The following is a 25,468-nucleotide window of genomic DNA, read 5'->3' as shown; positions in this document are numbered from 1 at the left end:
GCCACGGATCCGCACAGAATGCCGACCTTGCAAAGGGAGGCTCGATAACTGGCGGAGCTTACCACAGTCACTGCCCTGCACCCAGCCCCGCCGGGCGCAGGCCCAAGCGTCAATGCAGGCGTTTGCGGCACATCAGTTGCGCCAGCTTGGCAGTGTCGGGCCGCTCGACGATGCCTTTCTCGGTCACGATGGCGTCGATCAGGTCCGCCGGGGTCACATCGAACACCGGATTGACCGCATGTACATCGGCCGCCACCCGCTTGCCACCCAACTCGAGCAACTCGCGCCCTTCACGCTCCTCGATCGGAATGTCATCACCGCTCTCCAGCGCCATATCGATGGTGGAGCTCGGCGCCACGACCATGAAGCGCACACCGTGGTGCATCGCGCACACCGCCAACTGGTAGGTGCCGATCTTGTTCGCCACATCGCCATTGGCAGTGATGCGGTCCGCCCCGACTATCACCCAGGTGATACCGGCGGTCTTCATCAGGTGCGCTGCCGCGGCATCGGCATTGAGGCTCACCGGCACGCCTTCGTTGGCCAGCTCCCATGCGGTAAGGCGCGCACCCTGCAACCAGGGGCGGGTCTCGTCGGCATACACGCGCTCCACCAGCCCATCGAGGTGGGCGGCGCGAATCACCCCCAGCGCAGTCCCGAAGCCGCCCGTGGCCAGGGCACCGGTATTGCAATGGGTCAACAGGGCCTGGGGATTGCCCTGGTGCTTGCGGATCAGCTCCATGCCCAGCTGGGCCATGGTCAGGTTGGCCTCGCGGTCGCTTTCGTGAATGGAGACCGCTTCTGCCTCCAGCACCTGCAGCGGGTCTTCGCCATCTTTGAGGCGATCCAGACGCTCGCGCATACGATTGAGCGCCCAGAACAGGTTGACCGCCGTGGGTCGCGAGTCCGCAAGCACGCTGAAATCCTCTTCCAGCGCCTCACGCCAATCGCCGCCGGCCGCCAGCCGCGCACGGGCACCCAATACCAACCCGTAGGCGGCACTGATGCCGATGGCCGGCGCACCGCGCACCACCATCAGGCGGATCGCTTCAGCGACATCGGCCGCCGTGGCGTATTCCAGCCAGGTTTCCTCCTGGGGCAGGAGGCGCTGGTCGAGCAGTCGCAGGACCCCGTCCCGCCAGTCGATGGCGATCACCTTCTCGGCTGCCAACAGTTGCTCACGCATGGAACACCTCGCCACCAATAAACTCGCGGAAAAACCGCGGATTATAGCGATCCCGAGCCTGTCTGGCTCGGGTATACTGCCGCGATATTTTCCTGCGCCCAGGATGCGCCACCATGCCCGACGCCAAAGCCCCGCTCGACCTGCTCCTGCTGCCAACCTGGATAGTCCCCGTGGAACCCGCAGGCGTGGTTCTGCGTGACCATGCGCTGGGCATCCGTGACGGGCGTATCGCGCTGATCGCCACGCGCGAAGAGGCCCTGCGCTGGCCCGCGACGGAAGTGCGCGAGCTGCCAGGCATGCTGCTGGCTCCCGGGCTGATCAACGCCCACGGCCACGCCGCCATGTCGCTGTTCCGCGGCATGGCGGACGACCTGCCGCTGATGACCTGGCTGGAGCAGCACATCTGGCCGGCCGAGGCCAAATGGGTCGACGAGGCCTTCGTCCGCGATGGCACCGAACTGGCCATCGCCGAGCAGATCAAGGGCGGCATCACCTGCTTCTCCGAGATGTACTTCTACCCCGCCGTGGCCAGCGAGGCGGTGCACGGCAGCGGGATCAAGGCGCAGATCACCATCCCGGTCATCGACTTCCCCATTCCCGGCGCCCTCGACGCCGCCGAAGCCATCCGCCATGGCCTCGAACTGTTCAGCGACCTCAAGCACCACCCGCGCATCAAGGTCGCCTTCGGCCCCCATGCGCCCTACACGGTCAGCGACGACAAGCTGGAAAACATCCGCATGCTCGCCGAAGAGCTGGATGCCGGCATCCACATGCACGTGCAGGAAACCGCATTCGAGGTCCAGCAGAGCCTGGAGCAGCGCGGTGAACGCCCCCTCGCCCGCCTGGCCCGCCTCGGCCTGCTCGGCCCGCGCTTCCAGGCCGTGCACATGACCCAGATCAGCGATGAAGACCTGGCACTGCTGGTAGAAAGCAACACCAGCGTCATCCATTGCCCGGAATCCAACCTCAAGCTCGCCAGCGGCTTCTGCCCGGTGGAGCGCCTGTGGCTGGCCGGCGTCAACGTCGCCGTGGGCACCGACGGTGCCGCCAGCAACAACGACCTCGACCTGCTGGGCGAAACCCGCACCGCCGCCATGCTGGCCAAGGCCGTCGCCGGCTCGGCCACCGCCCTGGACGCCCACCGCGCCCTGCGCATGGCTACGCTCAATGGAGCGCGGGCCCTGGGAATGGAACAGGACACCGGCTCGCTGGAGATCGGCAAGGCCGCCGACATGGTCGCCTTCGACCTCTCCGGGCTGGCCCAGCAACCGGTCTACGACCCGGTTTCGCAGCTTATCTATGCCACCGGGCGCGATTGCGTCCGGCATGTGTGGGTCGACGGCAAGCCCCTGCTCGATGCAGGCAGCCTCACCCGCCTGGACGAAGACCGCCTGATCGCCACCGCGAAAGCCTGGGGCGAGCGGATCGCCAGCCACTGAATTCCGATTGATGAAAAGGTGTCTCCATGAGCAACGTCGACCACGCTGAAATCGCCAAATTCGAAGCCCTCGCCCACCGCTGGTGGGACCGCGAAAGCGAATTCAAACCGCTGCACGACATCAACCCCCTGCGGGTCAACTGGATCGACGAGCGCGCCCGCCTCGCCGGCAAGACGGTGCTCGACATCGGCTGCGGCGGCGGCATCCTCAGCGAGGCCATGGCCCAGCGTGGCGCCAAGGTCACCGGCATCGACATGGGTGAAGCGCCCCTGGCCGTCGCCCGCCTGCATCAGCTGGAATCCGGCGTGCCGGTGGAATACCGCCGCATCACCGCCGAAGAGCTGGCCGCCGAGATGCCCGGCCAGTTCGATGTGGTCACCTGCCTGGAGATGCTCGAACACGTGCCGGACCCGGCCTCGGTGATCCGCGCCTGCCAGACCCTGGTCAAGCCGGGCGGCCAGGTGTTCTTCTCCACCATCAACCGCAACCCCAAGGCCTACCTGTTCGCCATCGTGGGCGCCGAATACATCATGAACCTGCTGCCCCGCGGCACCCATGACTTCAAGAAATTCATCCGCCCCTCCGAGCTGGGCGCCTGGAGCCGCGCCGCCGGCCTTCAGGTGAAGGACATCATCGGCCTCACCTACAACCCCCTCACCAAGCACTACAAGCTGGCCAGCGACGTGGACGTCAACTACATGATCCACACGCTGCGCGAGGAGTGACCGGCATGCGCCTCAGAGCGGTACTCTTCGACATGGACGGCACCCTGCTGGACTCGGCGCCGGATTTCATCGCCGTGACCCAGGCCATGCGCGTCGACCGGGGCCTGCCGGTCCTGGACGACAAGCTGGTCCGTGACCAGGTCTCCGGCGGCGCCCGCGCCATGGTCGCCGCCGCCTTCGACATGGACCCGCAAGCCGAGGGCTTCGAAACCCTGCGCCAGGAATTCCTGGAGCGCTACCAGGCCCATTGCGCCGTGCTCACCCGCCCCTTCGACGGCATCGATGCACTGCTGCAGGATATCGAGAAGGCACGCCTGATCTGGGGCGTGGTCACCAACAAGCCGGTGCGCTACGCCGAGCCGATCATGCAGCAGCTCGGCCTGGCCGAACGCTCGGCGATCCTCATCTGCCCGGACCACGTGAAGAACAGCAAGCCCGACCCCGAGCCCCTGCTCCTGGCCTGCAGCCGCCTGCAGCTGGACCCGGCCAGCGTGCTCTTCGTCGGTGACGACCTGCGTGACATCGAGTCCGGCCGCGCCGCCGGCACCCGCACCGCCGCCGTCACCTATGGCTACATCCACCCCGACGACAACCCCAGCCACTGGGGCGCCGACGTGGTCGTCGACCACCCCCTCGAACTGCGCGCCGTACTCGATCGCGCGCTGTGTAGCTGCTGACGCAGCAGGGGCGAGCTTCAAGCCACAAGCTGCAAGACGCCCCCTCACCCTACTTTCAGCTTCAGGCTTGCAGCTTGCAGCTCTCCGAAGGAGCCCGACATGTTCCAATATTCCGCCCGCCCCGACCTGCTCAAGGGCCGGGTCATCCTGATCACCGGCGCAGGCCGCGGCATCGGCGCCGCTGCCGCCAAGGCCTTCGCGGCCCACGGTGCCACCGTGCTGTTGCTGGGCAAGACCGAAGCCAACCTCAACCAGGTCTATGACGAGATCGAAGCGGCGGGCCACCCCCAGCCGGCGGTGATCCCCTTCAACCTGGAAACCGCCCAGCCGCACCAGTACGACGAACTGTCGGCCATGGTGGAGAACGAATTCGGCCGCCTCGACGGCCTGCTGCACAACGCCTCCATCATCGGCCCGCGCACGCCGATGGAGCAGCTATCCGGCGACAACTTCATGCGTGTCATGCAGATCAACGTCAACGCCATGTTCATGCTGACCAGCACCCTGCTACCGCTGCTCAAGCTGTCCAGCGACGCCTCGGTGGTCTTCACCTCCAGCAGCGTTGGCCGCAAGGGTCGCGCCTACTGGGGCGCCTACGGGGTCTCCAAGTTCGCCACCGAAGGCCTGATGCAGACCCTGGCCGACGAACTGGACGGCATCGCCAACGTCCGCTCCAACAGCGTCAACCCCGGCGCCACCCGCACCAGCATGCGCGCCCAGGCCTACCCGGGCGAGAACCCGGAAAACAATCCGCTGCCCGACGCCATCATGCCGGTCTACCTCTACCTCATGGGCGCCGACAGCACCGGCGTCAACGGCCAGGCCTTCGACGCCCAGTAACCCGGCACCCGCCTCACGCGGCGACCGCAACGGTCGCCGCCGCCCCCTCCGCCATTAAACCGGCACCGCTCCCCCGTGAACGGCATCACGTTGCCAGGCGTGCGCCAATCCACCGGCAAAAGCTTGCCACAGGCTTTTTGCCACTACAGATAACACCTTGAATCCAAACGCTTTTGAAGACAGAAAACGGTTCTGGCACGGAAATCGCTCTATGCCTGGTGTCGTCGCTTCGAGCGTCAGAGGTTCGCCAAATGGTCCCGTCCACCCCTACCAACACCATAGATTTCGATGCTGCCAAGCTTCAGCGCCTGGGCTTTACCAGCCCGGCGCAAAGCAAGCTGCGGCAGATGACCCTGCTGGAACTGCGTCGCCAGTTGAGCATGCAGCTGCAGACCAGCCTGGATGTGGAGCGCATCGTCAGCCTGTTCTTCCGTGAAGTGCAGCGCCTCGTCCCCCTCGACGCCCTGGCCTACCAGCACCAGAGCAGTGACCTACGCCTGGAATACGGCGAGCGTGCCGCCCACTCGGCCGGCTACCGACTGAGCCACGAGGGCGAGTACCTGGGCGAGCTGATCTTCCGCCGCCGCCAGCGTTTCGACGATGCCGAACTGAGCCAGCTCGAATCGCTGCTGGCCTGCATGCTCTTCCCGCTGCGCAACGCCCTGCTCTACCGCACTGCGGTGCAATCGGCACTGCGCGACCCGCTGACCGACACCGGCAACCGCATCGCCATGGACCAGGCGCTGCAACGCGAGGTGGACCTGGCGCGGCGCAGCCAACAGCCGCTGTCGGTGCTGATGCTGGACATCGACCACTTCAAGCGCGTCAACGACGAATACGGCCACAGCACCGGCGACGAAGTGCTCAAAGCCGTGGCCGCCACCCTCAAGGGCAAGCTGCGTAACGTCGACATGGTATTCCGCTACGGCGGCGAGGAATTCCTCGTACTGCTCTCCAACACCTGCCGCGAAGCCGCCGGCATGGTCGGCGAGCGCCTGCGCATGGGCGTGATGGAGATCCAGCACCTGGTTGGCGGGCGTCCCATCGAGCTGTCGATGAGCCTGGGCTGCGCCACGCTGCTGCCGGCCGAATCGGTGGACAGCCTGCTGCGCCGTGCCGACAGCGCCCTCTATGTGGCCAAGCGCACCGGCCGCAATCGCCTGTCCATGGCTGGCTAAGCCCCGCCCAACGCGAACGACACCCATGAAAAAGGGGCCCATCGGGCCCCTTTTTCATTGCATCAGCCAATCAGCGCTTACGGCCGAAACCAGGGCGCTGGCCCTCGCCTGCCGGCCCGTTAGTGCGCTTGCTTACCGGGCGCGCCGGCTTGCGCTGCGGGCGCTCAGCCACTTCGCTGGCATCGCCCTGGGGCTTGCCACGGGGCTTCTTGGCCACATCACGCGGGCGCTCCGCCAGCGGCGTGCCACGGTTCTGCTCGCCACGGGCTGCCGGGCGCGGAGCGCGGGCGGGACGTTCGGCACCTTCGCCACGGGGGCTGCGTGCCGGGCGGTCAGAACCCTCGCCACGAGGAGCACGGGCCGGACGATCCGAACCTTCACCACGCGGTGCACGGCTCGGGCGCTCAGCACCTTCGCCACGACCACGGGCAGGACGCTCGCCACCTTCGCTGCGCGGGCCACGGGCCGGGCGCTCATCGCCCTGGCGGCGGCCACGGCCGCTCACCGGCTTGACCAGCTTGCGCTGCATGCGCTCGACCTTGTCCTTGTGCTTGCTGGAAACCTCCGGCAGCTGGATAGGCTTGAGGCCCACTTCGCCACTGAGGATGTCCACTTCGGACTGGCCCATCTCGCGCCAGCGCCCCATGGTCAGCTCGGAGGTGAGGAACACCGGGCCGAAACGCACGCGCTTCAGGCGGCTGACCACCAGGCCCTGGGATTCCCACAGGCGACGTACTTCGCGGTTGCGGCCTTCCATCACCACGCAGTGGTACCAATGGTTGAAACCTTCGCCGCCGGGCGCTTCCTGGATGTCGGTGAACTTGGCGGGGCCGTCTTCCAGCATCACGCCGTTCTTCAGGTTCTCGAGGATCTCCTCGGTGACTTCGCCCCGTACGCGCACGGCGTACTCGCGGTCCATCTCGTAGGAGGGGTGCATCAGGCGGTTGGCCAGCTCACCGTCGGTGGTGAACAGCAGCAGGCCGGTGGTGTTGATGTCCAGACGACCGATGTTGATCCAGCGGCCAGCGCGCAGACGCGGCAGGCGCTCGAATACGGTGGGGCGGCCTTCCGGGTCGTCGCGGGTGCAGACTTCGCCGTCGGGCTTGTTGTAGATCAGCACGCGGCGGACGGCTTCGGTCTCTTCCTCGCGCTTGAGCAGGCGGCCGTCGACGCTGATGGCGTCGTGACGGTCGACGCGCTGGCCAAGGGTCGCGGCCACGCCGTTGACCTTGACGCGGCCTTCGGTGATCCAGGCCTCGATGTCGCGGCGCGAAGCCAGGCCAATGCGGGCCAGGACCTTCTGCAGCTTTTCCCCAGCGGGGCTGTATTCGTCTTCGTTCATCTGGGCACCTCCCGGTGTAGTCATTCAAAAAGGTCGCGCATCATACGCGGCGGGCGAACCTCAGGCTAGCTGAGCACGCGCGGGGTCGTCAGTGTTTTCGCCGGCCGGTCGCGGCCAGGGCCAGCAGGCGCATATCGGCTTCGGCCAACACCTCGCGGCGCGCCTGCTTGCCGAGCTTCTTCCAGCCCTTGATTTCGCTGCGGGTACGCCCGCAACCCCGGCAAACGTCGTCGGCAAACTGGCAAACCTTGATGCAGGGGTCCTTCATCGCAGCGCCTCGTCTTGTGGCCTCAGTGACGGGTCTCGTCAGGCGCTTCGTCGAACAGCGCCTCGTCGCCCGCCTCCACCCCGGCGGGCTCCTCGCCCGCCGGTTGCTCGGCGTCGGCGACGGGCAGGTCGTCGAAGTCGATCTTCAACCCCTGCTCCATGGTGTCCAGTTCCGCCAGCAGCGAGCGGAAGCTGGTTTCTTCGCGGGGCTCGGCGGGCTCTTCGCCCGCCAGGTCGGCGCGCGCCTGCAAACCTTCGGGCACCGGCACGTCGACGTCATCGAGGGCCAGCACCGGCTCGGGCTCCAGCTCTCTCAGGGCGGCGAGCGGCGGCAGGTCATCGAGGTTCTTCAGGTTGAAATGGTCGAGGAAGCCCTTGGTGGTGGCGAACATCGCCGGGCGGCCGGGCACATCGCGGTAACCGACCACACGAATCCACTCGCGCTCGATCAGCGTCTTGACGATCTGGCTGTTCACCGCCACGCCACGGATGTCCTCGATCTCGCCCCGGGTGATCGGCTGGCGGTAGGCGATCAGCGCCAGGGTTTCCAGCATCGCGCGGGAATAACGCTGCGGGCGCTCCTCCCACAGGCGGCCGACCCAGGGCGCGAACCGTTCACGCACCTGCAGGCGGTAACCGGATGCCACTTCCTTGAGTTCGAAGGCGCGCCCCTTGCAGGAGGTGGCCAGGATCGCCAGTGCGGCACGGATCTGCGCAAGCTCCGGTCGCTCGGCTTCCTCGAACAGCTCGGCGATGCGCTCCAGCGACAGCGGCTTGCCGGAAGCCAGCAGGTACGCCTCGAGCAGGGAGGCCAGCTCCTTGGGGTCGTTAAGGTTCATCTACTCGGCTCTTGCGCGGACGTGGATGGGTGCAAAGGCCTCATTCTGCACCAGTTCCACCAGTTGTTCCTTGATCAGCTCCAGCACTGCCATGAAGGTCACCACCACGCCCAATCGCCCTTCTTCGGCGGTGAACAGGCTGACGAACGGCAGGAAGGCGCCCCCCTTGGAGGCGCTCCAGCACTTCACTCATGCGCTCGCGGGTGGACAGCGCCTCGCGGGTCACCTGGTGGCTTTCGAACATGTCGGCGCGGCGCAGCACCTCGGCCATGGACAGCAGCAATTCTTCCAGGCTCACATCCGGCAGCAGCTTGCGGGCCCGCGCCTCGGGAGCATCCAGGCGCGGCACGGTGTTGTCGCGGCCAACCCGGGGCAGCATGTCGATGCCTTCGGCGGCGGCCTTGTAGCGCTCATACTCCTGCAGGCGGCGGATCAGCTCGGCGCGCGGGTCTTCTTCCTCGACCTCCGCCTCGCTGGAGCGCGGCAACAACATGCGCGACTTGATCTCGGCGAGCATGGCGGCCATCACCAGGTACTCGGCGGCCAGCTCCAGACGCACCGACTTCATCAGCTCGACATAGCCCATGTATTGGCGAGTGATCTCCGCCACGGGGATATCGAGGATGTTGATGTTCTGCTTGCGGATCAGATAAAGCAGCAGGTCGAGCGGCCCTTCGAAGGCTTCGAGGAACACCTCCAGGGCATCCGGCGGGATATAGAGGTCGATGGGCAGCTCGGTGACCGCCTGCCCGTAGACCAGGGCGAACGGCAGTTCCTGCTGGGCACCGGCCTGGTCGACCTGGGGCGTAGCCTCTGCACTCACGCCTCGGCGTCCGTCAGGAAGGGCGCCGGGTCACCACACCCCGCGCGCACCAGGCGCGGCTCGCCTTCGGACAGGTCGACCACGGTGGAGGCTTCCATGCCGCCATAACCGCCGTCGATGATCAGGTCCACCTGGTGCTCGAGGATCTGGCGCATCTCGTAGGGATCGCTCATCGGCAGGGCTTCACCGGGCAGGGTCAGGGTGGCGCTCATCAAGGGCGCGCCCAGCTCCTCCAGCAACGCCAGGGCGATAGGGTGGTCCGGCACCCGCAGGCCGATGGTGCGGCGCTTGGGGTGCAGCAGCATGCGCGGCACTTCGCGGGTGGCGCTGAGGATGAAGGTGTAAGGCCCGGGCGTATGCGCCTTGAGCAGGCGGAACGCAGCGGTGTCGACCTTGGCGAACAGCCCCAGCTCGGAAAGGTCGCGGCAGACCAGGGTGAAGTTGTGCTTGTCATCCAGGCGGCGCAGGCGGCGGATGCGTTCCACGCCGTTCTTCTCGCCGATGGCGCAGCCGACCGCATAAGAGGAGTCGGTGGGATAGACTATCACGCCCCCCGCCCTGACGATCTCCACCGCCTGTTTGATCAGCCGCGGCTGGGGATTCTCCGGGTGGACCTGGAAAAACTGACTCACGTTATCTCCCTGCTCAGCGTTCAGTTGGTCGTTGTGCATGTTGGAAACGCGCCGCCAGGGGCGGCAGGTCCTCCGGTATGGGTCGGTACACGCCCAGCTCCGACCAGTCCCCAGGTGCGTGGAAATCGCTGCCGGCACTCACCAGCAAGCCGAATTCGCGGGCGAGAATGGTCAACACGCCCACCTGCTCCGCAGGCTGCATACCGTTGACCACCTCTATGGCGTGGCCGCCGGCGGCGATGAAATCCGCCACCAGCTTGCGACGCTTGGTCTTAGTGAAGTCGTAATGGTAGGGATGCGCCAGGCTGATCCAGGCCCCGGCGGCACGCAACGTACCCACCGCCTCGGCCAGGGGCGGCCAGTGCTGCTTGACGTCGCCGAGCTTGCCCGAGCCCAGCCATTTGCGGGAAGGCCTCGGCGCGATCACGCACATGCTTCTCGCGCACCAGGAACTCGGCGAAATGCGGGCGTGCCGGCGCGTTGCCGCTGTCGCCCAGTTCGCGCTGGATCGCCCGCGCGCCTTCCAGCGCCCCGGGCATGCCCTTGGCGGCCAGGCGCCGGTCGATCTCCTCGGCACGCGACCAGCGGCCCTGATGCAGGTCGGCGATGGCCTGGCGCAGTTCTGGCGCGTCCTGACGGAAGGCATAGCCGAGCACGTGAATCGTGGCGCCACCCCAGGTGCAGGACAGCTCCACGCCGTTTATCAGTTCGATGTCCAGGTCGGCGGCGGCGCTGCGCGCTTCCTCCAGCCCTTCGAGGGTGTCGTGGTCGGTCAGCGCCAGCACCCGCACGCCCTTTTCATGGGCGCGCGCCACCAGTACGGCGGGCGCCAGGGCGCCGTCGGAGGCCGTGCTGTGACAGTGCAGATCAATGTGCATGGCGTGCGCTTTCGCTACGAGAATGGTTTGTTATTATGCCGCCACATCCCGCTTCTGGCTGCCGCCGTGAAACAATTCATCGACTTCATCCCGCTCATCCTCTTCTTCATCGTTTACAAGCTCGAGCCGCGCGCCATCGAATTCGCCGGGCACAGCGTCATGCTGGGCGGCATCTTCAGCGCCACCGCCGTGCTGATCGCCGCCTCGGTGGTGGTCTACGGGGCGATCTTCGTCACCCAGCGCCGCCTGGAAAAAGGCCAGTGGCTGACCCTGGCCGCCTGCCTGGTGTTCGGTGGCCTGACCCTGGCTTTCCACAGCGAAACCTTCCTCAAATGGAAGGCGCCGGTGGTCAACTGGCTGTTCGCCCTGGGCTTCGCCGCCAGCCACTTCATCGGCGACAAGCCGCTGATCCAGCGCGTCATGGGCCACGCTGTCGCGCTGCCCCAGGCCATCTGGGTGCGCCTCAACCTGGCCTGGATCGTCTTCTTCCTGTTCTGTGGCTTCGCCAACCTTTATGTCGCCTTCACCTATCAAGAGTTCTGGGTCGACTTCAAAGTCTTCGGCAGCCTGGGCCTGACCCTGCTATTCCTCATCGGCCAGGGCATCTTCCTGGCGCGCCACATGCACGATCCCGAATCCGAAAAACCTCAAGAATAAGGACTGTCATGCTCTACGCGATCATCTCCACCGATGTTGCCGACTCCCTGGAAAAACGCGTGGCCAACCGCCCCGCGCACCTCGTCCGCCTGGAGCAGTTGAAAGCCGAAGGCCGCCTGGTACTGGCCGGCCCGCACCCGGCCGTGGACAGCAACGACCCGGGCAGCGCCGGCTTCACCGGCAGCCTGGTCGTCGCCGAGTTCGAGTCCCTGGTCGCCGCCCAGTCCTGGGCCGATGCCGACCCCTTCCGCACCTCGGGTGTCTACGCCAACGTGACCGTAAAACCCTTCAAGCAGGTCTTCTGACAGCAGCACGCAGAATCCATTCGTAGGAAACAGGAGTTCCGATGCGCCACGCCTCGCTGTCCCTGCTGTTCGTCCTGTCCTTGACCGTCGCGCTGGCCCAGGCCGAAGAGGCCCTGCCAACGGTGGCCCCCAACGTGGCGGTGGAGCCGCGCCCGGTGGAAAACGTCGCTGCCCAGGAGCTCACCGCCCTGCAGCAGCGCCTGGCGGAAAGCGAGCGCCAGCGCAACGAGCTGGCCGCCCAACTGGCCAACGGCACCACGGCCGAACGCGATACCGCCTTGCTGGCGCGCCTGCGCCAGGAAAACCAGCGCCTCAAGCTGCAACTCAAGGAGGCCCAGGCGGATCGCTCGCCGCGCCTGGTCAGCGACGACCAGATGTGGTTCGCCATCGGCGGCGGCGTCGCCCTGCTGTCGCTGCTGATCGGCCTGTTCGCCCGCGGCGGACGACGCCAGCCCCGCCCGTGGATCAACTGATGCGAAACGACGGCCATGAGTGAACTGCTGCTGATCGACGACGACCAGGAACTCTGCGAGCTGCTCAACAGCTGGCTGAGCCAGGAAGGCTTCAGCGTGCGCGCCTGCCACGACGGCGTCAGTGCCCGCGCCGCCCTCGCGGCCCATGCACCGGCGGTCGTCGTGCTCGATGTGATGCTGCCCGACGGCAGCGGCCTGGAACTGCTCAAGCAATTGCGCGGCGACCACCCCGAGCTGCCGGTGCTGATGCTCTCCGCACGGGGCGAGCCGCTGGACCGCATCCTCGGCCTGGAACTGGGCGCCGACGACTACCTGGCCAAGCCCTGCGACCCGCGCGAGCTCACCGCCCGCCTGCGCGCCGTGCTGCGCCGCACCCAGCCGCCGGCGCAATCCAGCCAGCTAGAGTTGGGCGACCTCTGCTACAGCCCGGTGCGTGGCGTGGTCAACGTCGGCGATCACGAAATCAGCCTCACCGTTTCCGAAGGCCGCTTGCTGGAGGCCCTGCTGCGCCAGCCCGGCGAGCCCCTGGACAAGCAGGAGCTCGCGCAACTGGCCCTGGGCCGCAAGCTCACCCTCTATGACCGCAGCCTCGACATGCACGTCAGCAACCTGCGCAAGAAGCTCGGCCCGCACGCCGATGGCCGGCCACGCATCGTCGCCCTGCGCAGCCGCGGCTACTACTACAGCGCCTGACACGCCTCACCCGGCGCCGCGTCGCAGAGCGCCCCGGGCCTTTCGTAGCAGTTCCCTGAGCCTCTCTTTACCCAAGCTTTACCCTGGCCTGACCGCCCTTGACCTTGCCCTCCCTAGACTGAGCACATCCGGCAACCAGCCGGTTCAGAGACAAGGAGATAGACCATGCGCAAGACAATCGCCGCCCTGCTTCTCGCAGCCGCCCTGCCCACCGTCGCCATGGCCATGCCCGAAGGTGGCCCCGGCCCGGAACGCGGCTTCGGCGGCCCCGGTCACGGTGGCCCCGGCCTGTTCAAGGAACTGGACCTCAGCCGCGACCAGCGCCACCAGGTCGGCAAGCTGATGGGCGAGTCCATGAAGAACCGCCACGACATCACCCAGAAGTACCTGGACAAGGTGCCCGCCGCCGACAAGAAGGCCATGCAGGACGAGCTGAAGGCCAGCGAAGAGAAGAACCGCGCCGACATCCGCGCGCTGCTCACCCCCGAGCAGCAGAAGGAGTTCGACGCGCAGCAGAAGAAGATGGAAGAGCGGCGCGCCGAGCGTGCCGAGTTCGAAGCCTGGAAAGCCCAGCGCGCCAAGGCCCAATGACCACGGCGGCCTGACCGACCGTCCTACCGCCCATCAGGCTCCCACCTGATGGGCTTTGCCGTTTCCGGAGGAGCATCGCGTGCGTTCACTGTTCTGGCGGATCCTCGCCGCCTTCTGGCTCGCCCTGGCGCTGGTCGCCGGCCTGGCTATGTTGCTGGGCCGCGCGCTCAACCAGGACGCCTGGATCCTCAGCCGCCACCCCGCCCTGCAAGGCCTGGCGGAAACCCTGGTGCAACGCTACGAAGTCGGCGGCCCGGACGAGGTGCAGCGTATGCTCGAGCAGTTCAAGCGCCGCGCCCGCATCGACGTGCAAATCCTCAACGACAGCGGCCAGCCCGTGGTGCGCGGCACCTTCCCGCCCCGCGCCGCCGCCTTCGAGGCCCGCCAGCACGATGAACGCCTGCCCTGGCGCCGCCTCACCGAGGAATACACCAGCACCCGCAGCGGCGATTCCTTCCTGCTCATCTACCGCATCCCCTACCCCGAACTGGAAGCCTGGCACCGTGGCAGCCTGCTCTGGCCCTTCAGCGCCCTTGGCATCGCCCTGGTGGTACTGACCCTGTTCAGCCTGGCGTTGACCCTCTACATCACCCGGCCACTCAACCGCCTGCGCCGCGCCGTGCACGACCTCGGCCAGACGGCCTACCAGCAGGACAGCCTGGCGCGCCTGTCACGGCGTCGCGACGAGCTGGGCGTGCTGGCCGGCGACTTCAACCGCATGGGCCAGCGCCTGCAGGGCCTGATCGGCAGCCAGCGCCAGCTGCTGCGGGACGTCTCCCACGAGCTGCGCTCGCCCCTGGCTCGCCTGCGCATCGCCCTCGCCCTGGCCGAGCGCGCCGGCCCGGAGCAGCGCGAGGCCCTGTGGCCACGCCTGAGCCAGGAATGTGACCGACTGGAAGCGCTGATCAGCGAAATCCTCGCCCTCGCCCGCCTCGACGCCGAGCCGGGCGCCACCCGCCCGATCGCGGTGCGGCCGCTACTGGTAAGCCTGGCCGATGACGCGCGCCTGCTGCACCCGGATCAGCGCATCGAGATCCGCTGCCCCGCCGAGCTGCGCCTGGACGGCTGGCCGGACATGCTCGAACGAGCCCTCGACAACCTGCTGCGCAATGCCCTGCGCTTCAACCCGGCCGAACAACCGGTGGAGATAGACGCCAGCCAGGCCGACGGCCTGTTGTGCGTGCAGGTGCGTGACCATGGGCCCGGCGTGCAACCCGAGCACCTGGCCCAGCTGGGTGAGCCCTTCTACCGGGCCCCGGGCCAGGCGGCTCCCGGCCATGGCCTGGGCCTGGCCATCGCCCGTCGCGCCGTGGAGCGCCACGGCGGCACCCTGGCGCTGGCCAACCACCCCGGTGGCGGTTTCGTCGCCAGCATCGAACTGCCGCTGCGGCCGCTGAACTGAACCACCCTCCAGGCAATAAAAAGCCCGGCGCAGGCAACCTGCGCCGGGCTCGTTGGGCCGCTGCCGATCAGCCCCAGGCTTTGACGAAATCAGCAGGCGCCAGCTCCGGCGGGCCACGACGCTCGCCGTCGACACTGCCCAGGTAAAGGAAACCCACCACCTGTTCGTTGTCCGCCAGGCCCAGGCCACGGGCGACATGGCGGTCATAGCTCAACTCGCCGGTACGCCAGATGGCACCCAGCCCCTGGGCATGGGCGGCCAGGAGGATGCCGTGGGCAGCACAGGCAGCCGACAGCACCTGTTCGCTTTCCGGCACCTTGTGCCCCGCGGTCAGGCTGGCGATCACTACCACCAGCAGGGGCGCACGCAGCGGCATGCCGAGGGCCTTGTTCACCGCCGCCTCGGGGGCTTGCGGGTCCTTGGCCTTCACCGCCTCGGCCAACAGCTCGCCCAGCCGGTTACGGGCCTCGCCCTCGACGGTAAGAAAGCGCCAGGGCCGCAGGTAGCCGTGATCCGGTGCACGCAGGGCGGCGCGGAACAGCACCTCGCGTTGCGCCGCATCGGGCGCCGGCTCCACCAGGCGGGACAGGGATACACGGTTGAGCAGAGCGTCTAGAGCCTCCATCGGGCCACCTCCAGATTCGAGTTAAGCGGCATTCTAGCCGAAGTTGCGACGCATTCCGGGCTCACACTCTGCTTTACAGCGTCATGCACCTACGTAGAATCTCGCTCCTTTTCCCTCGGTCCAGACTTGCCATGGCACTGCCGACCCTCCGCATCATCGCCTTCATCATCGGCATCTTTCTCATCACCCTGTCCGTCAGCATGGTCGTGCCCATGCTGGCGCTGCTGGTGTTCGAACGTACCGACGACCTCAGCGCCTTCACCTGGTCGAGCCTGATCACCTTCGTCTGCGGCCTGGCCCTGGTCGCTCCGGGCCGTCCCGAACACCTGCACATGCGCCCCCGCGACATGTACCTGCTGACCACCAGCAGCTGGGTGGTGGTGTGCTGCTTCGCGGCACTGCCGATGGTGCTCATCCAGCACATCAGCTACACCGACGCCTTCTTCGAGACCATGTCCGGCATCACCACCACCGGGTCGACCGTGCTGACCGGGCTGGACACCGCCTCGCCGGGCTTGCTGCTGTGGCGCTCGATGCTGCACTGGCTGGGGGGCATCGGCTTCATCGGCATGGCGGTGGCCATCCTGCCGCTGCTGCGTATCGGCGGCATGCGCCTGTTCCAGACAGAATCCTCCGACTGGGGAGAAAAGGTCATGCCGCGCTCGCACATGGCGGCCAAGTACATCCTCGTCGTCTACATCGGCCTCACCGCGCTAGGCACCCTGGCCTTCTGGCTGGCCGGCATGACCCCGTTCGAAGCCATCAACCACTCCGCCTCGTTGATCTCGACCGGCGGCTTCTCCACCTCCGACAGCTCCATCGCCCATTGGCCGCAGCCGGCGGTGCACTGGGTGGCGATAGCGGTGATGATCCTCGGCAGCCTGCCCTTCACCCTTTACGTTGCCAGCCTGCGAGGCAATCGCAAGGCCCTGATCCGCGATCATCAGGTCCGAGGCTTCATTGGCTTCCTGGTCATCACCTGGCTGCTCTTCGGCACCTGGTTCTGGGCCAACTCGGAAAACAGCTGGCTCGACGCCGTTCGCATCGTCGCCGTGAATGTCACCTCGGTGGTCACCACCACCGGCATCGCCCTGGGTGACTACACCCTCTGGGGCAGCTTCTCGGTCATGCTGTTCTTCTACCTGACCTTCGTCGGTGGCTGCTCGGGGTCCACCGCCGGCGGCCTGAAGATCTTCCGCTTCCAGGTGGCCCTGGTGATGCTCAAGGCCAACCTGCAGCAACTGGTGCACCCGCGCGCGGTGATCCGGCAGAAGTACAACGGGCATAACATCGACGAAGAGATCGTCCGCTCGCTGATCACCTTCTCCTTCTTCTTCACCGTCACCATCGGTGTCATCGCCCTGGGCCTGTGCCTGGTTGGCGTCGATTGGGCCACCGCCATCACCGGTGCCGCCACCGCCGTCTGCAACGTAGGCCCAGGCCTGGGCCCGACCATCGGCCCGGCGGGCAACTTCTCCAGCCTGCCGGATGCGGCGAAGTGGATGCTAACCGTCGGCATGCTGCTGGGGCGCCTGGAGATCCTCACCGTGCTGGTACTCTTCACCCGGGCATTCTGGAAACACTGACCTCACCGGCAGGCCGGCCGTGGACAGGCGCCCCAGCACGGCTAGAATGGCGGCCTTCACTTTTCAGAGCTTGACCCATGGCATTGCCGACCCTGCGCATCATCGGTTTCATCATCGGCATATTCCTCATCACCCTCGCCGTGAGCATGGCCATCCCCGTGCTGACGCTGTTCATCTTCGAACGCACCCAGGACATCCACTCCTTCGTCTGGTCGAGCCTGATCACCTTCCTCGCCGGCCTGGCCCTGGTCATTCCCGGGCGCCCGGAGCATGTGCACCTCCGCCCACGCGACATGTACCTGCTCACCGTTTCCAGCTGGGTGGTGGTGGCGGTCTTCGCCGCGCTGCCCTTCCTCTTCACCCAGCACATCAGCTACACCGACGCCTTCTTCGAAAGCATGTCGGGCGTCACCGCCACCGGGGCCACCGTGCTCAGCGGGCTGGACAGCATGTCCCCCGGCATCCTCATCTGGCGCTCGCTGCTGCACTGGCTGGGAGGCATCGGCTTCATCGGCATGGCAGTGGCCATCCTGCCGCTGCTGCGCATCGGCGGCATGCGCCTGTTCCAGACCGAATCCTCCGACCGCTCCGACAAGGTCATGCCGCGCTCGCACATGGTGGCCAAGTACATCGTCCTGGTTTACGTCAGCTTCACCCTGCTCGGCACCCTGGGCTTCTGGCTGGCCGGCATGAACGCCTTCGACGCGGTCAACCACGCCATGTCGGCGATTTCCACCGGTGGCTTCTCCACCTCCGACCAATCCCTGGCCAAGTGGCACCAGCCGGCCGTGCACTGGGTCGCGGTGGTGGTGATGATCCTCGGCAGCCTGCCCTTCGCCCTCTACGTCTCCACCCTGCGCGGGCACCGCAAGGCGCTGATCAAGGACCACCAGGTGCGCGGCTTCCTCGGCCTGCTGCTGGTGATCTGGCTGGTGCTCGGCACCTGGTACTGGGCGACCACCGAGCTGCATTGGCTCGACGCCTTGCGCCACGTGGCGGTCAACACCACTTCGATTCTCACCACCACCGGCTTCGCCCTGGGCGACTACAGCCTGTGGGGCAACTTCTCGCTGATGCTGTTCTTCTACCTGGGCTTCATCGGCGGCTGCTCCGGCTCCACTGCCGGCGGCATCAAGATCTTCCGCTTCCAGGTCGCCTACATCCTGCTCAAGGCCAACCTCTACCAGCTGATCCACCCGCGCGCGGTGATCAAGCAGAAGTACAACGGCCACCGCCTGGACGAAGAGATCGTCCGCTCGATCCTTACCTTCTCCTTCTTCTTCACCATCACCATCTGCGTCATGGCCCTGGGCCTCTCGCTGATGGGGGTGGACTGGATCACCGCGCTGACCGGCGCCGCCAGCACCGTCTCCGGCGTCGGCCCCGGCCTGGGCGAAGTGATCGGGCCGGCGGGCAACTTCTCCAGCCTGCCCGATGGCGCCAAGTGGCTGCTCTCCCTCGGCATGCTGCTGGGCCGCCTGGAGATCATCACCGTGCTGGTGATCTGCACGCCGTACTTCTGGAGGCATTGAGGCTCCCGCATGCGCTGAGAACTGGCTCCTGCTCTTCAGGTGGAGATCGGAGGCCGGCGGATGCGAGGCGGCGCGGGCGCCGCTGGGCGACTGAAGTCGCCCCTACAGGCCCGGAAGGTGATTACAGGCGCGCGCGGTACTCGCCAGGCGTGGCGTCGAACCAGCGGCGGAAGGCGCGGAAGAAGTTGCTCGGGTCGGCAAAGCCCAGCAGGTAGGCGATCTCCAGCAAGGTCAGGTTGGGCTGGGCCAGGTACTGCCCGGCCAGTTCGCGGCGGGTGTCGTCCAGCAGTTGCTGGAAGCTGGTGCCCTCTTCCTGCAGGCGACGCTGCAGGGTGCGCTGGGACAGGTGCAAGACGCTGGCCACCACTTCCCGCTTGGGTTCGCCCTGGGGCAGCAGGCGGCACAGCACCTGGCGCGCCTGGTGGGTCACCCGGCTGCCGGAGAAACGTGCCAGGTACTCGCCCGCAAAACGGTCATGCAATTGCGCCAGGGACTCGTTGGCCGTGGGCAGCGGCGTCTCCATGTCGGCGCGATCGAACAGCAGCGCATAGTGCTCGGCGTTGAACCGCAGCGGCGCCTGGAACACCTGGCGATAGGGCTCCATGTCCACAGGCGGCGGGCCCTGGAAACGAATCTCCAACGGGTTGATCGGCCGCCCGGTCATCCAGCGGCAGAAGGCCAGGGAATAGGCCATGGACGCCTCGGCGCTCTGCCGTGCCGGTGGCAACCGGTCGCCATGGATCGCCAGGATCAGCGCATAGCCTTCCGGCGTAGCGCGAAAGCTCAGGTCCGCGCCTTCGGCGATGATCCGCTGGTAGCGCACCAGGCGGGCGAAGCCCTCCTTCAAGGTGCGGCTGGACATCAGCGCATAACCCACCACATGGAAAGACGCCGGCCTCACCACCTTGGCCATGTTCAAGCCGATGGCCGGGTTGCCCGAGAGCTCCACCGCACGCAACCACAGGCGGGTCATGCCGTCCTGGGGGAAACGGGCATCGGGATCGCTCAGTGCGGCATAGTCGAGGCCCAGCTCGGGAAACAGGTTGCGGCAGTCGACGCCGCCCATTTCCAGCGCCTGGACAATCCCCAGGGCCCAGCTCGATGACGTGGTACGTTCGCTCATGGCGCCTTCTTGTTCTGTCAGACACGGAGACCGCAGGACACGGCCTGGCGACGAAGGATACTAACCCAAGAGGGTGAATGTAAGGCTCAGTATCTATGCGGCTTTCAGCGATCTCACCGCACTGAAAACCGGATATAAACGGGCTGAATTGGGTGGGTTATGCCGGCTTGATGGCAGCCTGCTCAGCCTCTTGCTCCATAGCGACAGCCCCATCACGGTGAAGGCATGACGCCATACACCTGACACGGAGGTCGCACTGCGCGAGGCCTCCCCATACAGTTACAAGATCTCCGGTCACTACGGCGCGCCCCGGGCAACTGACTCCTCTTCCCTCCTCCTCATATCCGCCTGCCTAAACCAAAACCTGCCGCGTGCTGGCAATCAGCTGGTTGATCTGAAGCACCACTGATTCATCAGTCGGCGTCTCTGGCCCTCTCCCTTCCGGGCAAGGCATTTGGGGTGTAGTTCCGAATAGCCTGCAGATGAGCGGCCTCTGCTCATAGGCCTCACATCCATTGGGGCCAAGGTGGACGCAGTTCCACTCCCCCAGGGCGGCTTCATGTTCGGCCTCACTCTTGACGGGGAGCCTGGCCAACTCCACCGAGCTCGCAGTAACCGGCCCGCAGCAGTCGTGACAGCCTGGCTTGCACTCGAAGCCGGGGATTCTCCGACGTAACTGATCAATCCTGCGGCTCAAGCTATCCATTGGCACATCCTGATTTTGGGGCGCGGATTGTACATCCACCCGCACCTCCCACACCGAATCCCGCCTTGACGGCCCAGCTAGCCAGACCCACACACAACAGCTGGACGCTACTCAAATCGGGGGAGACGTCGCTCCTTTTCGCCGGAAATGCCCGCTTGATGGCAACAATAGAGCTGAAAACCCCGGAATCACTGGCGGCGCGCCGGGATACTAAACTGGCACCTAATGTCACTGGTCTGGAAAGGCTCCGGTCCTACACTCTCTTCCAACAAGAAAGAGGAGATATCCCATGAGCACCGTGCCCGCCGAGCGTTTCAACAGCTTCGCCGAGTTCTATCCCTATTACCTCCAGGAACACAGCAACGACGTGTGCCGCCGCCTGCACTATGTCGGCAGCCTGCTGGTCCTGAGCATCCTCGCCTACGCCATCGTCACCCAGCAGTGGCTGTGGCTGCTGGCCCTGCCGGTGGCCGGCTACGGCTTCGCCTGGGTCGGCCATTTCGTATTCGAGAAGAACCGCCCCGCCACCTTCAAGTACCCGCTCTACAGCCTGATGGGCGACTGGGTGATGCTGAAGGACGCCTTCACCGGCCGCATCCGCTTCTGAGGAAGCGGCAGGCCCCCGAAAACAACAAGAGAGGCCCCTGATGAATGCCCACGCCCGCTTCACCCATATGGAAGACGGCACCGCCGAGGACTGGGGCATCATCGCCCAGGACTTCGCCCGCTACGCCGCCCAGTTGCCCGACCGCATCCTCACCCACCTCAAGCTGCTGGACGGCGACTTCGGCGGCTTCCCGGTGGACCGCCTGACCCACTCGCTGCAGACCGCAACCCTTGCCCACCGCGACGGCAAGGACGAGGAGTACGTGATCTGCGCACTGCTCCACGACATCGGCGACACGCTCGGTTCGTTCAACCACGCCGATATCGCCGCCGCCATGCTCAAGCCCTTCGTCAGCCCCGAGAACCACTGGATGGTTGAGAAGCACGCGATCTTCCAGGGCTATTACTTCTTCCACCACCTGGGCCTGGATCGCCACCTGCGCGAGCAGTTCAAGGACCACCCGCAGTACCGCCAGACCATCGAGTTCTGCGCGCGCTACGACGCCGCCGCCTTCGACCCGGAAGCCGAGTACCTGCCCCTGGACTACTTCGAGCCGATGCTGCGTCGGGTCTTCGCCCAGCCCAAGCAATCCATCTACAAGGCCGCGATGGAACGCAACGCGAGCTGACCGTCCATTCCGCCCCACCGTTCGGCGGCCACGCTTGGCCGCCGTAGTGGCACTTGGTTATGATCCCGCACCCGCCAGGCATTGGCTCAGGTCTTGCAGACCATCGGACGCCCGTACAACGCGTCAGAAAAACATCAGGGATCGTTCGTTTACATGAAGTCAGCCAATCTAGACCGGCTCAGCAGTCTTCCGACCCCGCCGCTCCGCGAGTATTACTCCCGCGTACTGGCCTATATCGCCACCGCCGCCAGTATCGCCGCCGGCACCTACACCCAGTACTTCGGCTTCGATGTGCTGTGGATCGTCCCCTACGCCCTGCTCTATCCGCACCTGGCCCATCACCTGAGCCTGCGCTTCAAGCGCGACCACCCCGAGCGCACCCACCTGGTCCTGCTGTTCATCGACGCCCTGCACGCCGGCGCCGGCGCGGCCCTACTCGGCTTCTCGGTGGTGCCGAGCCTGATGTTCCTGCTCACCCTGTCGTTCAGCGCACTGATCATCGGCGGCCTGCGCCAACTGGGCCTGGCCATCCTCGTCGCCGCCAGCGCCACGGTACTGACCACGGTAATCGCCCACCCCGACCTCAAGCTCGGCACGCCGGCCCTGGTGTCCTTCGTCAGCATCTGCTTCACCACGCTCTACGTGTGCATCACCGCCTTCTTCGTGCACCAGCAGGGCCTGCGCCTGGCGCTGGCGCGCAGCGAGATCAAGCTGGAGCAGGAAAAGGCCGCGCGCCTGGCCCGCAACCTCGCCAAGTACCTGTCGCCGCAGGTCTGGGAAATGATCTTCAGCGGCAAGCGCCACGTGCGCCTGGAAACCCAGCGCAAGAAGCTCACGGTGTTCTTCTCCGACATCAAGGGCTTCACCGAGCTCTCCGAGGAACTGGAGGCCGAAGCGCTCACCGACCTGCTCAACAACTACCTCAACGAAATGTCGAAGATCGCCCTCAAGTACGGCGGCACCATCGACAAGTTCGTCGGCGACTGCGTGATGGTGTTCTTCGGCGACCCCTCCACCCAAGGCGCCAAGAAGGACGCCGTGGCCGCCGTGTCCATGGCCATCGCCATGCGCAAGCACATGAAGGTGCTACGCCAGCAGTGGCGCGCCCAGGGCATCACCAAGCCCCTGGAAATCCGCATGGGCCTGAACACCGGCTACTGCACCGTGGGCAACTTCGGCGCCGACACGCGCATGGACTACACCATCATCGGCCGCGACGTGAACCTCGCCAGCCGCCTGGAAAGCGCCTCCGAAGCCGGCGAGATCCTCATCTCCCACGAGACCTATTCGCTGATCAAGGACGTGATCATGTGCCGCGACAAGGGCCAGATCACCGTCAAGGGCTTCGCCCGCCCGGTGCAGATCTACCAGGTGGTGGACTTCCGCCGCGACCTGGGCGCCACCTCCAGCTACGTCGAGCACGAACTGCCGGGCTTCTCCATGTACCTGGACACCAACGGCATCCAGAACTACGACAAGGAAAAGGTCATCCAGGCCCTGCACCTGGCTGCCGAGAAACTGCGCGACAAAGTCATTCTCTGACCTAATGGGTCACAAGAAGGCCGCCCTCGGGCGGCCTTTTTCATGGGCGCGATGCAGGTGTCTCAGGCCGCAAGGACGTTTTTTCACATACGTCCATGGCACCCTCCGTAGGAGCGAGCTCTGCTCGCGAAGCTGTACGTCGGCTGGCGCGAATCCATTCGCAATCGGGATCACGGGAATTAACCCTACGACAGCGACCCTTCCCCCACCGCCTCGCCGCACAGCTCGCCATCCAGCAACGGCTGGCGTGCCAGGAACTCCTGGGCGGAGGCCCGCCAGGACAGGCGCGCGGCACGCTCGGCGCAGACGCCACGGTCCAGCTCCAGTGCGCGTAAGCAGGCAGCGTGAAGATCCTCGTCCATCACCCCGGTGAGGTCCGCTTCCAGCACATCCAGCGGGCCGGGCACCGGGAAGGCGGCCACCGGCGTGCCGCAGGCCAGGGCCTCGAGCATCACCAGGCCGTAGGTATCGGTGCGCGAAGGGAAGACCAGCACGCTGGCGCCGGCAAAGGCATCGGCCAACGCCTGGCCGTGGCGGTAGCCGAGGAAGCGCGCATCGGGGTAGTCGGCTTCCAGCTCGGCCCGTTGCGGCCCATCACCCACCAGCCATTTCTCGCCGGGCAGGTCCAGGTCGAGGAAAGCCCGCAGGTTCTTCTCCGGGGCGATACGGCCGACGTAGAGGAAAACCGGCTTCAGCGGTCGCGGCTGTTCCGGGCGCGGGTGGAACAGGCGGGTGTCCACGCCCTTGCGCCACAGCGACAAGTGGCCCAGCCCACGGCCGGCCAATTCGCCGCGCAGGCGCTCGGTGGTCACCAGCACCGTCTGGCTGGGGCGGTGGAAGGCCCGCAGCACGGCATAGCCCCATTCCAGGGGCACGCGTGGCCAGCGGGTGTGCACGTAGTCGGGGAAGCGCGTATGCACCGCGCTGGAGAAGGCCAGGCCACGGCGCTTCAGCCAGCGTCGCGCGGCCCAGCCCAGCGGCCCTTCGGTGGCGAGGTGCACGCAGTCCGGGCGGAAATCGCGGATCGCCGGGCCCACGCGCCAGAGGTCCCACACCAGGGGGATCTCCGGGTAGGTCGGGCACGGCCGCGAGCGGAAATCCCGGGGCGACAGCACCTTCACCAGGTGGCCGAGCCCGCGCAGTTCGGCCACCAGGGCCTGCAGGCTGGTCACCACGCCATTCACCTGGGGTGCCCAGGCATCGCTGATGATAAGAATCCTCATGCAGCGGGCTCGAGGGCGGGCTGCTTGGTCTCGGTCGCCAGGCGCGCCTGGTCGTCGGCCAGGCGGTACAGCTCGATAGTGCCGTCCCAGTGCTCGATCAGCGCCGTGCAGGATTCCACCCAATCGCCACAGTTCATGTACTCGACGCCGCCCACCTGGCGGATCTCGGCGTGGTGGATGTGGCCGCAGACGGCACCATCCAGCCCGCGCTTGACGCACTCGTGGGCGATGGACTCCTCGAAGTCGCTGATGAAGTTCACCGCCGTCTTGACCTTGTGCTTGAGGAAGGCCGACAGCGACCAGTAGCCGTAGCCCCAGCGCTCGCGCCAGTGGTTGAGCCAGCGGTTGAGGGTCAGGGTGAACTCGTAGGCCGAGTCGCCGAGGAAGGCCAGCCACTTGTGGTAGCGGGTGATGACGTCGAACTGATCGCCGTGGATCACCAGCAGGCGGCGGCCGTCGGCGGTCTCGTGGATCGCTTCGTCCACCAGCTGGATATTGCCCAGCATCAGGCTGGAGTAACGGCGCAGGAATTCGTCGTGGTTGCCGGTGACATAGATCACCTCTGTGCCACGCTTGCTCATGGTCAGCAGGCGGCGGATCACGTTGGTGTGTGCCTGGGGCCAGTAGATGCCGCCACGCAGCTTCCAGCCGTCGATGATGTCGCCCACCAGGTAGATGCGGTCGGCATGGTGGCGCTTGAGGAAGCGCGCCAGGTGCTCCGCCTGGCAATCGCGGGTGCCAAGGTGAACGTCGGATATCCACAGGGTGCGGACGCGTTGCTTGCGGGGACGAGCCGGGTCGGCCGGCTCCAGGCGTTGAACGCTGCTCATGGGCGGCCTCCAGCTGGGTTTTTCCGATCTTGCGCAGGCCCGGTGAAGTGCAGGTGACGGTTAGGCTGCAGAACGATGACACTGGCGGCGCCCGCGCCGGGGAGTAGACTGGCCACCTG

26 protein-coding genes and 2 pseudogenes are annotated in these 25,468 nt (G+C 66.2%); 16 read left to right on the top strand and 12 right to left on the bottom strand.

Annotated features, from left to right (window positions below; translation table 11 throughout):
- Positions 1-109: 109 nt before the first annotated feature.
- On the bottom strand, positions 110-1,186 hold the full coding sequence (gene mtnA / locus ACXI0U_RS05280; protein ID WP_021221174.1) for an S-methyl-5-thioribose-1-phosphate isomerase: 1,077 nt from the start codon (positions 1,184-1,186) through the stop codon (positions 110-112).
- A gap of 113 nt (positions 1,187-1,299) precedes the next feature.
- Here mtnA and ACXI0U_RS05275 point away from each other — a divergent pair, with 113 nt between their 5' ends.
- The 5 genes from ACXI0U_RS05275 to ACXI0U_RS05255 all read left to right on the top strand — a co-directional run bounded on the left by ACXI0U_RS05275 (position 1,300) and on the right by ACXI0U_RS05255 (position 6,045).
- Positions 1,300-2,625 carry a TRZ/ATZ family hydrolase gene (locus tag ACXI0U_RS05275; protein ID WP_431483834.1) on the top strand — a complete coding sequence of 442 codons (1,326 nt, stop codon included), beginning with the start codon at positions 1,300-1,302 and terminating at the stop codon, positions 2,623-2,625.
- A 26-nt stretch (positions 2,626-2,651) separates the two neighbouring features.
- Positions 2,652-3,350, top strand: coding sequence for a bifunctional 2-polyprenyl-6-hydroxyphenol methylase/3-demethylubiquinol 3-O-methyltransferase UbiG (gene ubiG / locus ACXI0U_RS05270; protein ID WP_431483833.1), 699 nt, complete (start codon positions 2,652-2,654; stop codon positions 3,348-3,350).
- A gap of 5 nt (positions 3,351-3,355) precedes the next feature.
- Positions 3,356-4,027: an N-acetylmuramic acid 6-phosphate phosphatase MupP gene (mupP, locus tag ACXI0U_RS05265; protein ID WP_431483832.1), complete on the top strand. Its 672-nt coding sequence runs from the start codon at positions 3,356-3,358 to the stop codon at positions 4,025-4,027.
- A 99-nt stretch (positions 4,028-4,126) separates the two neighbouring features.
- Positions 4,127-4,867 (top strand): YciK family oxidoreductase, encoded by a 741-nt coding sequence (locus ACXI0U_RS05260; RefSeq protein WP_021221170.1) that lies wholly within the window; start codon positions 4,127-4,129, stop codon positions 4,865-4,867.
- 251 nt (positions 4,868-5,118) lie between these two features.
- The gene (locus ACXI0U_RS05255; protein ID WP_021221169.1) at positions 5,119-6,045 is read left to right on the top strand and encodes a GGDEF domain-containing protein; all 927 of its coding nucleotides are present in this window, start codon (positions 5,119-5,121) and stop codon (positions 6,043-6,045) included.
- A gap of 70 nt (positions 6,046-6,115) precedes the next feature.
- Here the strand turns inward: ACXI0U_RS05255 and rluB are convergent, their stop codons facing one another.
- The 6 genes and pseudogenes from rluB to ACXI0U_RS05225 all read right to left on the bottom strand — a co-directional run bounded on the left by rluB (position 6,116) and on the right by ACXI0U_RS05225 (position 10,826).
- Entirely contained in the window at positions 6,116-7,387 is a 1,272-nt protein-coding gene (rluB, locus tag ACXI0U_RS05250) for a 23S rRNA pseudouridine(2605) synthase RluB (protein WP_021221168.1), read from the bottom strand.
- A gap of 88 nt (positions 7,388-7,475) precedes the next feature.
- Positions 7,476-7,655: a DUF1289 domain-containing protein gene (locus ACXI0U_RS05245; RefSeq protein ID WP_021221167.1), complete on the bottom strand. Its 180-nt coding sequence runs from the start codon at positions 7,653-7,655 to the stop codon at positions 7,476-7,478.
- A 22-nt stretch (positions 7,656-7,677) separates the two neighbouring features.
- Positions 7,678-8,493 carry an SMC-Scp complex subunit ScpB gene (scpB, locus tag ACXI0U_RS05240; protein WP_431483831.1) on the bottom strand — a complete coding sequence of 272 codons (816 nt, stop codon included), beginning with the start codon at positions 8,491-8,493 and terminating at the stop codon, positions 7,678-7,680.
- Positions 8,494-9,193: pseudogene (locus ACXI0U_RS05235) on the bottom strand (segregation and condensation protein A).
- Positions 9,194-9,312: 119 nt separating this feature from the next.
- Positions 9,313-9,948, bottom strand: coding sequence for an L-threonylcarbamoyladenylate synthase (locus tag ACXI0U_RS05230; RefSeq protein ID WP_148304265.1), 636 nt, complete (start codon positions 9,946-9,948; stop codon positions 9,313-9,315).
- A 13-nt stretch (positions 9,949-9,961) separates the two neighbouring features.
- Positions 9,962-10,826, bottom strand: a pseudogene (locus ACXI0U_RS05225) (PHP domain-containing protein).
- 66 nt (positions 10,827-10,892) lie between these two features.
- On the opposite strand from ACXI0U_RS05225, the gene ACXI0U_RS05220 reads away from it, so the two are divergent.
- The 6 genes from ACXI0U_RS05220 (at position 10,893) to ACXI0U_RS05195 (ending at position 14,947) form a co-directional block, all read left to right on the top strand.
- Positions 10,893-11,483, top strand: coding sequence for a septation protein A (locus ACXI0U_RS05220; protein WP_021221162.1), 591 nt, complete (start codon positions 10,893-10,895; stop codon positions 11,481-11,483).
- A gap of 8 nt (positions 11,484-11,491) precedes the next feature.
- The gene (locus ACXI0U_RS05215; RefSeq protein ID WP_021221161.1) at positions 11,492-11,788 is read left to right on the top strand and encodes a YciI family protein; all 297 of its coding nucleotides are present in this window, start codon (positions 11,492-11,494) and stop codon (positions 11,786-11,788) included.
- Between the two features lie 41 nt (positions 11,789-11,829).
- A complete protein-coding gene (locus ACXI0U_RS05210; RefSeq protein WP_431483830.1) occupies positions 11,830-12,261 on the top strand; it encodes an SH3 domain-containing protein in 432 nt (143 codons plus the stop codon).
- A 15-nt stretch (positions 12,262-12,276) separates the two neighbouring features.
- The gene (locus tag ACXI0U_RS05205) at positions 12,277-12,954 is read left to right on the top strand and encodes a response regulator transcription factor (RefSeq protein WP_021221159.1); all 678 of its coding nucleotides are present in this window, start codon (positions 12,277-12,279) and stop codon (positions 12,952-12,954) included.
- Positions 12,955-13,119: 165 nt separating this feature from the next.
- On the top strand, positions 13,120-13,545 hold the full coding sequence (locus tag ACXI0U_RS05200; protein ID WP_431483829.1) for an LTXXQ domain protein: 426 nt from the start codon (positions 13,120-13,122) through the stop codon (positions 13,543-13,545).
- A gap of 79 nt (positions 13,546-13,624) precedes the next feature.
- Entirely contained in the window at positions 13,625-14,947 is a 1,323-nt protein-coding gene (locus ACXI0U_RS05195; protein WP_350448088.1) for a sensor histidine kinase, read from the top strand.
- Between the two features lie 67 nt (positions 14,948-15,014).
- On the opposite strand, the gene ACXI0U_RS05190 is transcribed toward ACXI0U_RS05195, so the two are convergent.
- Entirely contained in the window at positions 15,015-15,572 is a 558-nt protein-coding gene (locus ACXI0U_RS05190; protein ID WP_184490622.1) for a nitroreductase family protein, read from the bottom strand.
- Between the two features lie 131 nt (positions 15,573-15,703).
- On the opposite strand from ACXI0U_RS05190, the gene ACXI0U_RS05185 reads away from it, so the two are divergent.
- Both ACXI0U_RS05185 and ACXI0U_RS05180 read left to right on the top strand, forming a co-directional pair.
- Entirely contained in the window at positions 15,704-17,158 is a 1,455-nt protein-coding gene (locus ACXI0U_RS05185) for a TrkH family potassium uptake protein (protein WP_350448086.1), read from the top strand.
- Between the two features lie 77 nt (positions 17,159-17,235).
- Complete coding sequence (locus tag ACXI0U_RS05180; RefSeq protein ID WP_431483828.1) at positions 17,236-18,690, top strand: TrkH family potassium uptake protein; 1,455 nt, start codon at positions 17,236-17,238, stop codon at positions 18,688-18,690.
- 121 nt (positions 18,691-18,811) lie between these two features.
- Here ACXI0U_RS05180 and ACXI0U_RS05175 read toward each other — a convergent pair whose 3' ends face one another.
- Both ACXI0U_RS05175 and ACXI0U_RS05170 read right to left on the bottom strand, forming a co-directional pair.
- Entirely contained in the window at positions 18,812-19,813 is a 1,002-nt protein-coding gene (locus ACXI0U_RS05175; RefSeq protein WP_271660400.1) for an AraC family transcriptional regulator, read from the bottom strand.
- Positions 19,814-20,165: 352 nt separating this feature from the next.
- Entirely contained in the window at positions 20,166-20,519 is a 354-nt protein-coding gene (locus ACXI0U_RS05170) for a YkgJ family cysteine cluster protein (RefSeq protein ID WP_021221152.1), read from the bottom strand.
- Between the two features lie 289 nt (positions 20,520-20,808).
- Here ACXI0U_RS05170 and ACXI0U_RS05165 point away from each other — a divergent pair, with 289 nt between their 5' ends.
- The 3 genes from ACXI0U_RS05165 (at position 20,809) to ACXI0U_RS05155 (ending at position 23,296) form a co-directional block, all read left to right on the top strand.
- On the top strand, positions 20,809-21,126 hold the full coding sequence (locus ACXI0U_RS05165) for an Mpo1-like protein (RefSeq protein ID WP_021221151.1): 318 nt from the start codon (positions 20,809-20,811) through the stop codon (positions 21,124-21,126).
- A gap of 40 nt (positions 21,127-21,166) precedes the next feature.
- Positions 21,167-21,754, top strand: coding sequence for an HD domain-containing protein (locus tag ACXI0U_RS05160; protein ID WP_021221150.1), 588 nt, complete (start codon positions 21,167-21,169; stop codon positions 21,752-21,754).
- A 153-nt stretch (positions 21,755-21,907) separates the two neighbouring features.
- A complete protein-coding gene (locus ACXI0U_RS05155) occupies positions 21,908-23,296 on the top strand; it encodes an adenylate/guanylate cyclase domain-containing protein (RefSeq protein ID WP_021221149.1) in 1,389 nt (462 codons plus the stop codon).
- Positions 23,297-23,481: 185 nt separating this feature from the next.
- On the opposite strand, the gene ACXI0U_RS05150 is transcribed toward ACXI0U_RS05155, so the two are convergent.
- Both ACXI0U_RS05150 and ACXI0U_RS05145 read right to left on the bottom strand, forming a co-directional pair.
- Complete coding sequence (locus ACXI0U_RS05150; RefSeq protein WP_479549853.1) at positions 23,482-24,519, bottom strand: glycosyltransferase family 4 protein; 1,038 nt, start codon at positions 24,517-24,519, stop codon at positions 23,482-23,484.
- A complete protein-coding gene (locus tag ACXI0U_RS05145) occupies positions 24,516-25,349 on the bottom strand; it encodes a UDP-2,3-diacylglucosamine diphosphatase (RefSeq protein ID WP_021221147.1) in 834 nt (277 codons plus the stop codon). The genes ACXI0U_RS05150 and ACXI0U_RS05145 overlap by 4 nt, the downstream gene beginning before the upstream one ends.
- Between the last annotated feature and the right edge of the window lie 119 nt (positions 25,350-25,468).

It is taken from the genome of Pseudomonas sp. C9D1 (assembly GCF_056491235.1).
Note: the sequence above shows the minus strand (reverse complement) of the source record. Positions and strands in the feature narration are given on the sequence as shown.